We start from the raw sequence: 14,757 nt of genomic DNA on the forward strand, positions 1-14,757 counted from the left end.
AACGACGGATGATCTTGTTCCGTCTGATACTTTCAAAACAAGAGGCGGCGGATTTTCCCGTCCGCCGCCTGAATTTGTTCCTTATTACATTGCTTCGTGCATTGTACGAGCAATGACATCATCTTGTTGTTCTTTGGTCAATTTAATGAAGTTAACCGCATAACCAGAAACCCGAATCGTTAATTGTGGGTATTTTTCTGGATGAGCTTGCGCATCAAGTAATGTATCACGGTTAAATACGTTAATATTTAAGTGGTGACCACCTTTTGCAGCATAGCCATCTAACATTGTTGCTAGATTTTCTTGTTGTGTTTCATCGTCACGACCTAGTGCTTTAGGTACGATTGAGAAGGTGTTTGAAATACCATCTAATGAGTAATCATATGGCAATTTCGCAACTGATGAAAGACTTGCCAACGCTCCATGAGTATCGCGACCATGCATTGGATTTGCTCCTGGAGCAAATGGTGCACCTGCACGACGTCCATCAGGCGTGTTCCCTGTTTTCTTACCATAAACCACGTTAGAAGTGATTGTAAGGATCGATGTTGTGTGTTTTGAATCACGGTAAGTTTTGGTGCGTTTCACTTTCTTCATGAAGGCTTTCAACAAGTTGACTGCGATATCATCTACGCGGTCATCATTGTTTCCGTATTTAGGATAATCGCCTTCGATTTCGTAATCTTCAACAATGCCGTTTTCATCACGGATCGTACGAACTTTGGCATATTTAATTGCTGATAATGAGTCAACTGCTACAGAGAAACCAGCGATACCAGTAGCCATCGTACGTAAAATGTCTGTATCTTGTAGCGCCATTTCAATGCGTTCATAAGAATATTTGTCGTGCATGTAATGAATGATGTTCAATGTGTTCACATACAGATCACAAATCCAGTCCATCATTGTGTCATATTTTTCCATTACTTCGTTGTAATCCAAGTATTCAGAAGTAATTGGTTGGAATTTTGGTCCAACTTGTGCTTTTGATTTTTCATCGACCCCACCGTTGATTGCATACAACAATGTTTTCGCTAAGTTGGCACGAGCACCAAAGAATTGCATTTGTTTCCCGATACGCATTGCTGATACACAACAAGCGATTCCGTAGTCATCGCCCCAATGCCCACGCATCACATCATCGTTTTCATATTGAATCGCTGATGTTTGGATCGACATTTTCGCACAGAATGTTTTGAAGTTATGAGGCAAACGTGTTGACCATAAAACAGTCAAGTTTGGTTCTGGCGCTGGGCCTAAGTTTGCTAGAGTGTGTAAGAAACGGAAGCTGTTTTTTGTTACCATATGACGTCCGTCTTCACCCATACCAGCGATTGATTCAGTTACCCAAGTTGGGTCACCAGAGAACAAGGCATTGTAATCAGGTGTCCGAGCAAATTTCACAAGACGTAGTTTCATGACAAAATGGTCAACGATTTCTTGTGCTTCTACTTCAGTGATCACACCGTTTTTCAAATCACGCTCTACATAAATATCAAGGAAAGTTGATGTACGTCCCAATGACATTGCTGCACCGTTTTGTTCTTTGATGGCTGCTAAGTAACCAAGATATAACCATTGGAATGCTTCTTTCGCCGTTTGAGCAGGTTTAGAAATATCAAATCCGTAAATGTTTCCTAGTTCTTTCAATTCGCTTAAAGCACGAATTTGTTCACTTAATTCTTCCCGTTGGCGGATAATGTCTTCAGACATGGTTCCGTTTCCGCAATATAGTAGGTCTTGTTGTTTTTCTTTGATCAAGAAGTCCACTCCGTATAATGCAACACGACGGTAGTCACCAATGATCCGGCCACGGCCGTATGCATCAGGAAGACCTGTGATTACACCAGAACGACGAGCTGCTCTGATTTCAGGTGTATAGGCATCAAATACTCCTTGGTTATGTGTTTTACGGTAGTCGCGGAAAATGTGAGAAACTTCCGCATCAATTTCATAGCCGTAAGATTCTGCTGCTTGTTCTGACATGCGGATGCCGCCAAATGGTTGCAAGCTGCGTTTAAATGGTTTTTCCGTTTGGAAACCAACAACTGTTTCTAAGTCTTTGTCTAAGTAGCCAGGTCCATGAGAAGTAATCGTTGAAACGACTTTTGTATCCATATCCAATACGCCGCCAGCTTCACGCTCTTGCTTGTTCAGTTCCATGACTTGATCCCATAGCTTTGTCGTTGCTTCAGTAGCATCTGCTAGGAATTCATCTGTTCCGTCATAAGGTGTGTAGTTTTCTTGGATGAAGTCGCGTACGTTTACTTCTTCTTTCCAAGTTTTTCCTTTAAATCCATTCCATTGTTCCATCTGATGGACCTCCTTAAATTTTCTGTTCACTAATGTAACAGCTTTACGTGAACAGTATAACACACGCCCGAATGATTGCAAGCATTTTCAAGAATTATTTTGAACAATTTAATTATTTTTAAGATGTTTATTATTAAAAACGTTGATTTATAGGTATGTTTTAAATGTGAATCTTTTATTAAAGTACGTTTTTAGCAAATGTGAAAGATTAATTAAGAGAAAAAAAACAGCCATCCTGTACTGGTACAGAATGGCTGTTTTGTTATAATTTATAGTACAGGATCCTCCGCGATTGCAGGACTGATTTGTGTTTTCACTTCGTAGATTTGTCCCCCTGTTTTCTCATCCATAATAAATGAACCATTGGAGGTCCGATCATTGATCGGGATTTGATTCGTGATGACTTCAAAGGCTTGTCCTTTTTGGTTGGTCACTAGCAGTTGCTGATTTTCCCCACTGCCCATATAGACGACGCGATGAGGATTTTTCTTCAATTCACGCAAGACCATCAAACCACGCTTCGCCCGTCCTAATTGGGTAATCTCTTGAGCCAGCATGCGTTTTGCTGCGCCACGTTGAGTAATCAGAACGATTGGTGTATCCCCTTCTGAATAAACTAACAACCCATTGATAAGATAATCACCCGCTTTAAGGTTCATCGCTTTGACTCCAGCTGCTTTTGGTCCCACAACGGGCACTTCATTAAGCGAATACCGTAAGCCAAAGGCAAGATGACTGACTAAAAAGACATCCATTTCTTCCGTTTGATCCGTCAAAAAGACATTGACCAATTCATCGGTTTCATCTTTTAGCTTCATGATCGTCATTGGCCGTGTCTTATAGGTACGCCAAGGTTCAAATTCCGTCATCCGCGTTTGTTTGATCATGCCGTTTTTACTGATCAGCACAAAGTTTTTCAAAGGATCGATCTCTTTGTAAGCAAAGACTCCAATGATCATTTCATCTTGGGCCAGCGTCATGACCGTTTGCGAAATATGTTCGCCTAGATCTTTCCATTTTAAATCAGGCAATTCATGAACCGGACGATAGATCGTGTTTCCTTTATTGGTTACCAACAACAGATGATCTAACGTGTTCATTTGACTGCTATAAAGTAAAGAGTCGCCTTCTTTCATGCCGATCTCTTCTGGTTTTGAAGCGCCGTAAGAACGCAAACTGCTGCGTTTGACATAGCCGTCTCTTGTGACTGTTACGACGACTTCTTCTTGTGCAACTAAGACTTGTGTTTCAATCTTGATTTCTTGAATTTCTGCTTCGATCTCAGTCAACCGCGGGGTCCTATATTTTTTCTTGATTTCCCGCAATTCCTTTTTGATCACTTTCAGTAATTCGCTTTCCTCATTTAAGATTGTTGTCAATTCAGCGATCGTTTCAGCAAGTTCTTTCGCCTCTGCTTGCAATTGTGTGATATCCGTATTGGTCAAGCGGTACAACTGCAAGTTCACAATGGCTTCTGCTTGCTCTTCCGTAAAGCCGTGTTGAACCACCAGATTGTTTTTGGCATCTTTTTTGTCTTTACTGCCGCGAATGGTGGCGATCACTTCATCAAGGATCGATAGAGCTTTGATCAGACCATCAACGATATGCTGTCTCTTTTGAGCTTTTTGCAGTTCAAAACGACTGCGTTTTTCAATCACTTCACGGCGATGCTTGATGTAGCTCTCTAAAATCCGTTTCAAACCGACTTGTTGGGGGCGCATATTGTCAATGGCTACCATATTGAAGTTGTAGTTGATCTGCAATTCGGTATTTTTAAATAGATAATTTAAAATTCCTTGTGCATTTGCTTCTTTTTTCAGCTCGACAACGATCTGCAAACCAGTACGGTCGGTTTCATCCCGTACTTCAGCAATCCCGTCGATCCGTTTATTCAAACGGATCTCATCCATTTTTTTGACTAAATTGGCTTTATTGACCTCATAGGGAATCTCATTGATAACGATTTGCTGTTTGCCGCCTTTAATGTCTTCAATCTTGGTTTTCGAACGCAGGATCACTTTGCCTTTACCTGTTTCATAGGCTTTCTTGATTTCTTCTTTCCCTTGTAATATTCCTCCTGTTGGAAAATCAGGGCCAGGAATATATTTCATCAGCTGATCCAAAGAAGCTTGCGGATGGTCGATCAAATAGACCGTTCCATCAATGATCTCTCCTAAATTGTGGGTGGGAATTTCCGTTGCATACCCAGCTGAGATCCCTGTTGAGCCATTGACTAACAGATTCGGGTATTTTGCTGGTAGAACAGTTGGTTCTTTTTCGGTATCATCGAAGTTCCACACCAATTCGACCGTGTTTTTTTCGATATCTTTTAACAGCTCACCGCTTAATTCTGAAAGCCGTGCTTCCGTATAACGCATGGCTGCTGGTGGATCGCCATCCATACTCCCGTTGTTCCCGTGCATTTCAATCAAAATCTGACGTAGTTTCCAGTCTTGGCTCATGCGGACCATTGCTTCATAGATACTTGAGTCGCCATGGGGGTGAAAATTCCCCATGATATTTCCGACTGATTTCGCTGATTTGCGGAAGCCTTTGTCATACGTATTGCCGTCTTGGTTCATGGCAAATAAAATCCGCCGCTGAACCGGTTTTAACCCATCACGAATATCTGGCAATGCCCGTTCTTGAATAATGTATTTGGAATATCGACCGAAGCGATCTCCCATCACTTCTTCCAATGTCAATTCTTGTATATTGCTTTTGTGTTCCAAGAGACCACCTCCTATTCCTTAACTAACTGTTTGCTTTCTGCTTGTTCGGTATCCATTAACTTTTCATCAACTAACTCCGGTACTGTATCTTCTTTTTTATCCAAAATACTGCCATCTTCTTCTAAACTGAATTGAACATGGCTTTCGATCCACTTCCGACGTGGTTCTACTTTATCTCCCATCAATGTGGTGACGCGACGTTCTGCTTGGGCAGCATCATCGATCCGTACTCGAATCAGCGTCCGCGTTTCTGGGTCCATCGTCGTTTCCCACAATTGATCGGCATTCATTTCCCCCAACCCTTTGTAGCGCTGAAGCATATAGCCTTTGCCAATTTTTTGGGTCAGCTTGCTTAGTTCATCGTCCGTCCAAGCGTATTCGACCACTGCTTTTTTTCCTAACCCTTTGGACACTTTATACAAAGGTGGCAAAGCAATGTAAACTTTTCCTGCTTCGATCAACGGTTTCATGTAACGGTAGAAAAACGTCAATAGCAATACTTGGATGTGTGCCCCATCGGTGTCCGCATCGGTCATGATGATCACTTTATCATAGTTGCAGTCTTCAATCGAAAACTCTGGGCCAACACCGGCACCGATAGTATAGATCATGGTATTGATCTCTTCATTTTTCAAAATATCCTGCATTTTGGCTTTTTCCGTATTGATAACTTTGCCTCGCAATGGCAAGATGGCTTGGAACTTGCGGTCTCGTCCTTGCTTCGCTGAACCACCAGCAGAATCCCCCTCCACCAGATACAATTCATTTTTCTTAGGATTACGAGATTGTGCAGGCGTTAATTTTCCAGAAAGCAGTGACTCCCCTTTTTTGCGTTTCTTTCCAGTGCGGCTTTCTTCTCTCGCTTTTCTGGCAGCTTCACGGGCCTCTCTTGCTTTGATCGCTTTACGAACCAGCATTTGACTCATTTCACTGTTTTCTTGCAGGTAATAGCCTAGCTGCTCGCCAATCACATTGTCTACCGCATTTCTTGCTAAGGGTGTTCCTAATTTCCCTTTGGTCTGTCCTTCAAATTGCAAAAGATTTTCCGGAACACGGATCGACAGCACGGCCGCTAAGCCTTCCCGAAAATCACTGCCTTCAAGGTTCTTATCTTTTTCCTTCAACAAATTCACCTTGCGGGCATACTCATTGAAAGCTTTCGTCATTGATGTCTTCATCCCCACTTCATGGGTACCGCCATCTTTGGTACGTACATTATTGACAAAAGACAAGACATTTTCCGAATAGCCATCATTGTATTGAAAGGCAAGCTCTACTTCGATGGCTTCTTTCGTGCCAGAAAAATAAACCACTTGGGTCAAGGTATCTTTTTCTTCATTTAAATAATCAACAAATTCTTTGATGCCTTCCTCATATAAAAAGACTTCACGAATCGGTTCTTCCCCACGTTCATCCGTCAGGGAGATTTTGACCCCTTTTAGCAAGAAGGCTGATTCTCTCAAACGTTCTGCGAGAATCTCATAGGAGAATTTGGTTGCAGAAAAGATTGTATCGTCAGGTTTGAACGTAACGGTTGTTCCCGTTGGTTTACGAGTTTTGCCGATTTTTTTCAAGGTACCGGCTGGTTTCCCACCGTCTTTGAAGCTCTGTTTGTATTCGATACCGTCACGAACGATGACCACTTCTAGCCAGCTGGATAAGGCATTTACAACACTGGCACCAACCCCATGAAGGCCGCCAGAGGTTTTGTAGCCGCCTTGGCCAAACTTTCCGCCGGCATGTAATACTGTGAAGATGACTTCAACAGTCGGGATTCCCGATGCATGTGTCCCGACCGGCATTCCTCGACCATTGTCTCGAACACTGATACTATTGTCTTTATGGATCGTAACATCGATTTCATTGCCGTATCCTGAGAGTGCCTCATCAACCGCATTATCGACGATTTCATACACTAAGTGGTGCAAGCCGCGGCTATCGGTCGAGCCGATATACATTCCTGGCCGTTTTCTTACTGCTTCCAGGCCCTCTAAGACCTGAATGGAAGCATCATTATATTCTGTGGTTTTCTTTGCCAAACCCACCGCTCCTTTAATCTTGATCAGTCCTTTTTTGCTGTTGAAAGAACTGCAAAAAAAATCTTAACACAAAATACGCTTTTTTCAAGCGAACATTTTTCTAAACTATCTTATCCTTTTTCCTTTGTTTGCACAAGCTAGAGTCACAAAATGGCTCGTTTGTGTTTCACAGCTCTGAAAAAAGCTGTTTTTCTTCTTTCCCTAACCAGCGAAAGATTTTCTTATTGTTGGAAAGGCGTTTTCATGCTAAAATTGCCCTAGCCTTGCAAAGAAAGTTGGTTATTATGAATACGATTCTTTTATTTATTGTTGCTTACCTTTTAGGTTCGATCCCCTCGGGTGTTTGGATTGGCCAACTGTTTTTCAAAAAAGATATTCGCCAATTCGGCAGCGGCAATACGGGAACGACCAATACATTTCGCGTTTTAGGAAAAAAAGCCGGGATCGTTGTTTTATTGATGGATATCTTAAAAGGAACTTTGGCGACCAGCTTGCCAGTCATCTTTGGTCTCCATACCGTCAATCCGCTCTGGTTTGGGGTCTGTGCAATCTTAGGCCACACCTTCCCAATCTTTGCCAAATTTAAAGGCGGCAAAGCAGTGGCGACAAGTGCTGGGATGCTCTTAGGATACAATCCGCTCTTTTTCATTTATTCTTCATTGATTTTTGTTATCTGTCTTTATGTGACCAGTATGGTGAGTCTGACCAGTATGATCGCGGCGTGTTTGATCACTTTATCGACGATTGTTTTGCCTTTTATCGCCCCTGCGATCTTGCCTGAGCAAAATTGGCTGCTGACCTTTATCGCCATCGGCGTAACGATTTTTATCTTTATTCGCCATCGTGAAAACATTACCCGCATCAAAGACGGAACCGAAAGTCGAATACCCTTTGGACTGAATAAGCGTCAAACGAACAAATAAGCAGAAGCTGAGAAAAGTCATTGCGCTTTTCCCAGCTTCTTTTTTTCATACGTTTATTTAACTGTGATGGAATACTTTGTTTCAAATACTTCTTCAGGTGGAAGTGCTTGAATCCCCAGCTTTTCTGACAGCTCACCGGAAGCTTCCAGTGTGTCTGCGATACCGCACCATGGTTCTATACATAGAAACGGCGATTTCACTGGATACGTGGACCAAAAACCGACATACGGCATATTATTGTAGCTTAACGTGACACTATGAGGCGATTTCTCACTGCGAATCGAGTAGGAATGTAATCCTTTCGTTTCATAAACTAGCGCATCATTTGCAAACATGTCATGGGTCAAGCGTAAATCCGTATTCGTTTGACCGAGTGTGCGTTGCTCATAATCAATATAGTTGCCTTTTAACGGCAATTTCACCCGTGATTTCTTTGGAGAAAAAGAAAGATAATAGTCTTCAAAAGTCAGCCCTTTTTCAAGTGGGACGTTGAATGCAGGGTGTCCACCAATGGAGAAATAGAGCTCTTTTTGACCGCTATTCTTCACTTGGTATTTGACGACTAAACCATCACCGCCTAACTCATAACTGACATACAGCTGAAAATCAAACGGATACTTTGCTTTGGTTTCAGTCGAACTTTCTAGTAAAAACAAAGCGTAATCTGTGCGTTTTTCAACGACAGTAAACAACATGTCTCTGGCAAATCCATGACGAGGCAAATGATAACTCTTGCCCTCATGCTGATAGGTGTCCTCTTTTAAGGCACCAACGATCGGAAATAAGATCGGTGCATGCTTTCCCCAGTGGTTTGGATTAGCTTGCCAAATATATTCAAGGTCATTGCTCGTATCGACTAAGCTTTGCAGCTCAGCCCCTTTTTCTGCAATTTTTGCTTGCAGATGACCGGCCGTGATGGTAACTGTCATGGTCTCATCTCCTAATATTGATGTTTCGTCAATTCCTCTTTAAAGCGACTGTTAAGCACTTTTAAATAGGTGCCTTTCATCCCCAAAGAGCGGGATTCAATAATACCGGCAGACTCTAATTTACGTAAAGCATTTACGATCACCGACCGTGTAATACCAATGCGATCAGCGATACTTGATGCGGTCAGACGACCTTCGTCGCCTTCTAATGCCTCAAAGATCGCTTGAACAGCTTTCAACTCACTATAAGAAAGGGTGTTGATTGCCATTTGAACCGCCGTTGTACTGCGAACGTCTTCTTCGATACTGCGGGATTTTTGGTACAAGAATTGCATACCCACAACTGTTGCACTGTATTCCGCTAATACCAAATCGTCATCATCAAAAGATTTATCGATTCTAGAAAGAATGATTGTTCCTAAACGTTCCCCTGCACCGTAAATCGGTACGATAGTTGTTAGTCCGTTGGGATACAACTCACGGCCTTCCACAGGAAAAGCGGTCATATCATCACTGATTGGCACATTAGCTTCTGTGGAGGTCAGGTGATCGACTAAATTTGTATAATTTTTAGGAAACTGTTTTTCAACAAACATTTTTTTGATACGTTCGTTATTAACATCGTGGTTCTCAACAAAACCTAACACACTACCGTCGATGCTAATAATATACGCATTGCTGTCTAGGATGTTTCCTAAAATGACAGCCATTTTGTCGTAAGGCAAATCAGAAGCTAAATTAAAGGTGTTTTTTTGCTGCAATAATTCGTTGATTTGTCTTGTCTTTTCTAATAATGTTTTCATTGGTCCGCTCCCTTTATAAAATATACCGGCTTAAGTCTTCATCTTTTGCGATGGACGCAAGTTTTTCTTCCACATACGCTTCTGTGATCGTAATTTCACCCATTTGCATCTCAGATGCTTCAAACAATAAATCTTCAAGTAGTTTTTCTAAAATTGTATGCAAACGACGAGCACCAATATTGTCGGTATCGCGATTGACTTGATACGCGATTTCGGCAATTTTTTCGATGGCTTCCATCGTAAAGACCACTTTGACATTCTCGGTTCCTAACAAGGCGATGTATTGTTTGACTAAAGCATTGTTTGGCTCCGTTAAAATTTTAACAAAGTCTTCTTTTGTCAAGTCATCTAGTTCCACGCGAATCGGGAAACGCCCTTGCAACTCAGGGATCAGATCGCTTGGTTTTGATAGATGGAACGCGCCTGAGGCGATAAAGAGAATATGATCTGTTTGTAACGTGCCATATTTCGTATTGACTTGCGATCCTTCAACGATCGGTAAGATATCTCTTTGCACCCCTTCACGAGAAACTTCTCCTGACTGCTGTGATTTCGAAGATACCTTGTCGATTTCATCAAGAAAAATGATGCCGCTAGATTCTGCTAAACGTAACGCTTCACTGTGAATATCCGCGTCGTTGACCAGTTTAGAGGATTCTTCTTGAATCAACAATTCTCGTGCTTCTTTCACAGTTACCGTGCGCTCGATTTTCTTTTGCGGTTTCAATGCCCCTAAGGTTTCATTCAAATCGATCCCCATTTGTTCTAAGCCATTGTTCATCATTGGTGCTTGACTTTTCGGCTCATCGACTTGGATCGTCACTTCCCGGTTGTCTAAAAGCCCCTTTTCTAATTGCTCGAAAATGGCTTGACGGTTGCTGCGAATCTCATCCGTCAATTCTTCTTTTGGCTCTTCTGGTTGTTGTGCGGCGTTGAACATATTCATCATTTGTTCATAAGGATTGGTATTCTTTTTCTGTTCCTTTTTAATACCAGGAACTAAGACTTTTACTAAACGACGGTTGGCTTTTTTTTCCGCTTGGATCCGCACATTTTTATATTGTTCTTTTTTCACGATTTGGATCGCATTTTCAACAAGGTCACGTACCATCGATTCTACGTCTCGACCGACATAGCCGACTTCCGTGAATTTCGTCGCTTCTAACTTAACAAAAGGTGCATCAACGATCTTCGCTAAACGTCGCGCAATTTCCGTTTTCCCAACCCCTGTTGGTCCGATCATCAAAATATTTTTTGGTGTGACATCTTGTTGCATCTTTTCATCTAATTGCAACCGGCGGTAGCGATTTCTCAAAGCAACAGCCACTGATTTTTTGGCGTTGGTTTGCCCAACGATGTATTCATCTAATTCTTTCACGATTTCTCGTGGTGATTTGTTTTGGTTTGTCATATCGTCATCCCTCTTTAAAACTCTTCTACAATGATATTGTGATTCGTAAAGACACAAATGTCTGCTGCGATATTCAAGGCACCTTCAGCGATTTCTTTGGCAGATAATTCACCGCCATAACGTTTCATCGCACGAGCTGCCGCCAAGGCATAGTTTCCGCCTGAACCAATGGCTAAAATCCCTTCATCTGGCGAAATGACCTCACCTGTCCCAGAGACTAAGAGCATCTCCTTATCATTCATGACGATCAGCATCGCCTCTAATTTTTGCATTGACTGCTGAGTCCGCCATTCTTGTGCCAATTCTACTGCAGCTCGTTGCAAATTTCCGTTGTATTCATTTAGTTTTCCTTCAAATTTTTCTTCCAAGGTAAAGGCATCTGCTACACTGCCGGCAAAGCCAACGATCACCTCACCGTTGTAAATTCGACGAACTTTCCGAGCGGTTCCTTTCATAACGACCTGTTCTCCCATCGTTACTTGTCCGTCACCGGCCATGGCAAACTTGCCGTCTTTTTCAACCGCACAGATGGTGGTTGAATGAAATTCTGACTTCATTTACGTTCCTCCTGTACCAATTTTACGCGCGTGGATGAAATTGGCGATAATTTTTTTGTAAACTGTCTTTGGTGACATGCGCATAGATCTGTGTCGTCGATAGATTGGCATGCCCCAACAATTCTTGAACGGTCCGCATATCGGCACCGTTGTTTAATAAATGGGTCGCAAACGTATGCCGAAGCATATGAGGATGGATTTTACTGTCTAAACTGCTTTTTCGAATGATTTGATTCAACACATACTCGATCCCTGTTGCAGTGATCCCATCACCAAGATGATTCACGAAAAGAATATCGTGTTCCTTGTTCTGCTTTTCCATCAGTTGTTTGCGTCCTGAGGAAAGATAGCGCTTGACTGCCGCTTGTGCGTAACTGCCGAAAGGAACATAACGATCTTTGTTGCCTTTTCCGTGGATCAACAATACGCCGCTTTCCCAATCGATCGCCCCCAGCGTCAGACTACTACATTCGCTGACCCGCAGACCTGAACCGTAAAGGACTTCTAACAATGCTTGATTGCGCTGTTGTAATGGCTCATCACCGGCAACACTTTGAAAGAGAGCATCCATTTCCTTTTCATAAAAAAAACGCGGCAACTTGGCGTTTTTCTTTTTTAAATGAATGTAGGCAAAAGGATTCTCTTTGACGATCTCATGCTTGGTTAGAAATTGGTAAAATGATCGCAAGCTAGCCATTTTACGACTAATGGAATTACGACTGTACTCTCGTTCTGTCAAATAGCTTAGATAGACGCGAACATCACGGTACTCCACTGCTAATGGGTCTTCATTGCCAGACTCTTTTAAGAAGTTAAAAAAATCGCTCATATCTTCTTGATACGCTTTTTTTGTCTTTTCCGAATACCCTCTTTCAACAATAAGATAACGAAAAAAATCTTCTTGTAACTGATCTGTTTGCAAAGTAACCCCCCTTTTCATGATTCGAAATAACTTTAGCATAGACCACAAAAAAAAACAAATGAATTGTCAGAATTTAATCAATATTTCAAAGTTTAGACATAATTGTGAAAACTTTCTAAGAATCTTCGTAAGATTCTTATCACTCTTCAAAAGATCCCTCAAAAAAGCCAGAAAAACGTACCAGTCCTTCTCCTCAAAAGATAGAGGGACTGATACGTTTCCACTTATTTGCTTTTATTCGATTGGATCCGTTGTTGGCTGATGCGAACCATTGCTTTCAGATACAGCCTGAACTAGCTCTTTGTTTCCTTGTTTTGTGGACATCGTGTCATTGATCAACCCAACTAAGTCTAATCCGGTTGTCTCTTTGATCGTATCAAAGGTTCGCGCTAAACCAGCTTCTCCCATTGATTGAAGCCCATCATTGCCGCCAAAGCTGACCACTTTATCGATATTGCTAAGGGGTGCATTGACTTCTTTTGCGATTTCAGGCAGCACTTTGATAAATTCCATCAAAATACCAGCTTCGTTCAGTTTGGTCAAAGCAATCGCCATTTTTTCTCGGCTTTCCGCTTCGGCTTGACCGACTTTTGCGATCCGTTCCGCGTCGGCACTACCTAGTTTTTCAATTCGTTCGGCTTCTGCTTGGGCAGCTAATTTGACTTTTTCCGCTTCGGCTTGTGCTCGGGCGATTTCACGTGCTTTGTCTGCTAGAGCGTTTTGTTCAACGACATATTTATCTGCTTCGGCTTTTTTACGGACAGTTGCATTCAATTCTTTTTCCGTCAATTCCGCTTGTTTTTCTTGGATCTCAATATTTTTTTCTTGTTCGATCAACTGAACTTTCATTTGTTCGCCGACCGCGATTTGTTCTGCTTTCGCATCCGCAACTTCGCGTTCTTGTTTGTACTGCGCTTGTTTCAATGCCATATCTTTAGTCGCTTCTGCGATTTCTGTTTGGCGACGGATCTCTTCATGCTGTGCCAATTGCTCATTCTCAGCTTGCTTGATCCGCGTTTCTCTTAAGGCATTGGATTCCGCTACTTCGGCATTTTTTTTCACTTCAGCAATCTGAGGGCGTCCTAACGCATCCAAGTAGCCATTGCTGTCGCTGACATCTTTGATCGTAAACGAAACGATCTCCAACCCCATTTTTTTCAAGTCCGTAGAGGCAACTTCTTGCACTTGTTCCGCAAAATCATCCCGGTTTTTGTAGATAGCTTCTACCGTCATCGTTCCTAGAATCGCCCGTAAGTGACCTTCTAAGACTTCTTGGGCTTCATCTTCCAATTCACCTGTGGATTTACCTAAGTATTGTTCGGCGGCTGTCTTGATCGATTCGGTACTATTACCGACCTTCACAAGCACCGTCGCACTGGCTTTGATCGGTACGCCTTGTTCCGTATAAACTTCTGGTGTCCCAATCTCTAACTTGTGGGTCAATAAACTTAATTTATGAGCTTTTTGAACAATAGGAATCACAAACGTCCCACTGTTTTTTAAGATCTTGATGCCTTCTTTTCCTAAGAATGATCCTGTAACGATCAACGCTTCATCGGGTTTACCGATACGGTAACGTATCATCAAAAAGGCAACCAATAAAACAACGAGGACAACGATCCATAAAATTGGATTACTTAAAAAATCGACTGCTGATCCTGTATCCACCATAACCTAACACTTCCTATTCTATAAAATTTTTACTTTCAACCACCAACGCGATCCCTTTTTTATCAAAATCGACAATGATGACTTTGGTTCCGACTGGCAATCGAACATTGTTTTCACGATCTTCTTCCCGAAAAAACCGAGCGGGATAAACAGAACGTGCACTTTGACTCCCTATTTCCATGACTTCACCGATTGTGTCTCCGACAATCTTTTCCGTCAGTTCGCCGATCACAAACTCATTGCGGCTAATGACATTGCTGCGGTTTTTGTCTGTGATGCGATTGTAAAGCCACATAAAGGGACCTAATAGCAAGCTAAATGCAACAAAGACAACGAAAATGACCCCGACCAAGAGGATCAGCCATCCTAAAAATTGGATCACTGTAGGAAAACGCTGTAAATAGTTTTGAATCAAATGAACCCATTCTCCGATCACCATCTTCACCACCTTCTCTCA

11 protein-coding genes are annotated in these 14,757 nt (G+C 42.1%); 1 reads left to right on the plus strand and 10 read right to left on the minus strand.

The features are described from left to right. Positions 1–84: 84 nt before the first annotated feature. The 3 genes from pflB to parE all read right to left on the minus strand — a co-directional run bounded on the left by pflB (position 85) and on the right by parE (position 7,084). Entirely contained in the window at positions 85–2,313 is a 2,229-nt protein-coding gene (gene pflB / locus A5870_RS10420) for a formate C-acetyltransferase (protein ID WP_077452540.1), read from the minus strand. Between the two features lie 269 nt (positions 2,314–2,582). Then, positions 2,583–5,045 (minus strand): DNA topoisomerase IV subunit A, encoded by a 2,463-nt coding sequence (gene parC, locus A5870_RS10425; RefSeq protein ID WP_086292732.1) that lies wholly within the window; start codon positions 5,043–5,045, stop codon positions 2,583–2,585. Between the two features lie 11 nt (positions 5,046–5,056). Then, positions 5,057–7,084 carry a DNA topoisomerase IV subunit B gene (gene parE / locus A5870_RS10430; RefSeq protein WP_086292734.1) on the minus strand — a complete coding sequence of 676 codons (2,028 nt, stop codon included), beginning with the start codon at positions 7,082–7,084 and terminating at the stop codon, positions 5,057–5,059. A gap of 284 nt (positions 7,085–7,368) precedes the next feature. Here parE and plsY point away from each other — a divergent pair, with 284 nt between their 5' ends. After that, positions 7,369–8,007, plus strand: a complete 639-nt coding sequence (plsY, locus tag A5870_RS10435) for a glycerol-3-phosphate 1-O-acyltransferase PlsY (protein ID WP_077452543.1) — start codon at positions 7,369–7,371, stop codon at positions 8,005–8,007. 53 nt (positions 8,008–8,060) lie between these two features. On the opposite strand, the gene A5870_RS10440 is transcribed toward plsY, so the two are convergent. From A5870_RS10440 to A5870_RS10470, 7 genes are all read right to left on the minus strand, one after another. Then, a complete protein-coding gene (locus A5870_RS10440; RefSeq protein WP_086292736.1) occupies positions 8,061–8,936 on the minus strand; it encodes an aldose 1-epimerase family protein in 876 nt (291 codons plus the stop codon). A gap of 11 nt (positions 8,937–8,947) precedes the next feature. Then, entirely contained in the window at positions 8,948–9,739 is a 792-nt protein-coding gene (gene codY, locus A5870_RS10445; RefSeq protein WP_086292738.1) for a GTP-sensing pleiotropic transcriptional regulator CodY, read from the minus strand. 13 nt (positions 9,740–9,752) lie between these two features. Next, on the minus strand, positions 9,753–11,150 hold the full coding sequence (gene hslU / locus A5870_RS10450; protein WP_086292740.1) for an ATP-dependent protease ATPase subunit HslU: 1,398 nt from the start codon (positions 11,148–11,150) through the stop codon (positions 9,753–9,755). A gap of 14 nt (positions 11,151–11,164) precedes the next feature. Further along, complete coding sequence (gene hslV / locus A5870_RS10455) at positions 11,165–11,707, minus strand: ATP-dependent protease subunit HslV (RefSeq protein WP_005229630.1); 543 nt, start codon at positions 11,705–11,707, stop codon at positions 11,165–11,167. A 22-nt stretch (positions 11,708–11,729) separates the two neighbouring features. Next, positions 11,730–12,668 carry a tyrosine recombinase XerC gene (gene xerC, locus A5870_RS10460; RefSeq protein WP_086292742.1) on the minus strand — a complete coding sequence of 313 codons (939 nt, stop codon included), beginning with the start codon at positions 12,666–12,668 and terminating at the stop codon, positions 11,730–11,732. A 195-nt stretch (positions 12,669–12,863) separates the two neighbouring features. Further along, entirely contained in the window at positions 12,864–14,300 is a 1,437-nt protein-coding gene (locus A5870_RS10465) for a flotillin family protein (protein WP_086292745.1), read from the minus strand. A gap of 13 nt (positions 14,301–14,313) precedes the next feature. Beyond that, complete coding sequence (locus tag A5870_RS10470; protein WP_086292746.1) at positions 14,314–14,739, minus strand: hypothetical protein; 426 nt, start codon at positions 14,737–14,739, stop codon at positions 14,314–14,316. Positions 14,740–14,757: the final 18 nt, after the last annotated feature.

Source organism: Enterococcus sp. 2G9_DIV0600, assembly GCF_002140615.1.
GTDB classification, from domain to species: domain Bacteria; phylum Bacillota; class Bacilli; order Lactobacillales; family Enterococcaceae; genus Enterococcus_D; species Enterococcus_D innesii.

Excerpts from the sequence above, each read along its gene's own strand:
- pflB (WP_077452540.1), bottom strand. The coding sequence starts at position 2,313 with ATGGAACAATGGAATGGATTTAAAGGAAAAACTTGGAAAGAAGAAGTA.
- plsY (WP_077452543.1), top strand. The coding sequence starts at position 7,369 with ATGAATACGATTCTTTTATTTATTGTTGCTTACCTTTTAGGTTCGATC.
- A5870_RS10440 (WP_086292736.1), bottom strand. The coding sequence starts at position 8,936 with ATGACAGTTACCATCACGGCCGGTCATCTGCAAGCAAAAATTGCAGAA.
- codY (WP_086292738.1), bottom strand. The coding sequence starts at position 9,739 with ATGAAAACATTATTAGAAAAGACAAGACAAATCAACGAATTATTGCAG.
- hslU (WP_086292740.1), bottom strand. The coding sequence starts at position 11,150 with ATGACAAACCAAAACAAATCACCACGAGAAATCGTGAAAGAATTAGAT.
- hslV (WP_005229630.1), bottom strand. The coding sequence starts at position 11,707 with ATGAAGTCAGAATTTCATTCAACCACCATCTGTGCGGTTGAAAAAGAC.
- xerC (WP_086292742.1), bottom strand. The coding sequence starts at position 12,668 with ATGCTAAAGTTATTTCGAATCATGAAAAGGGGGGTTACTTTGCAAACA.
- A5870_RS10465 (WP_086292745.1), bottom strand. The coding sequence starts at position 14,300 with ATGGTGGATACAGGATCAGCAGTCGATTTTTTAAGTAATCCAATTTTA.
- A5870_RS10470 (WP_086292746.1), bottom strand. The coding sequence starts at position 14,739 with ATGGTGATCGGAGAATGGGTTCATTTGATTCAAAACTATTTACAGCGT.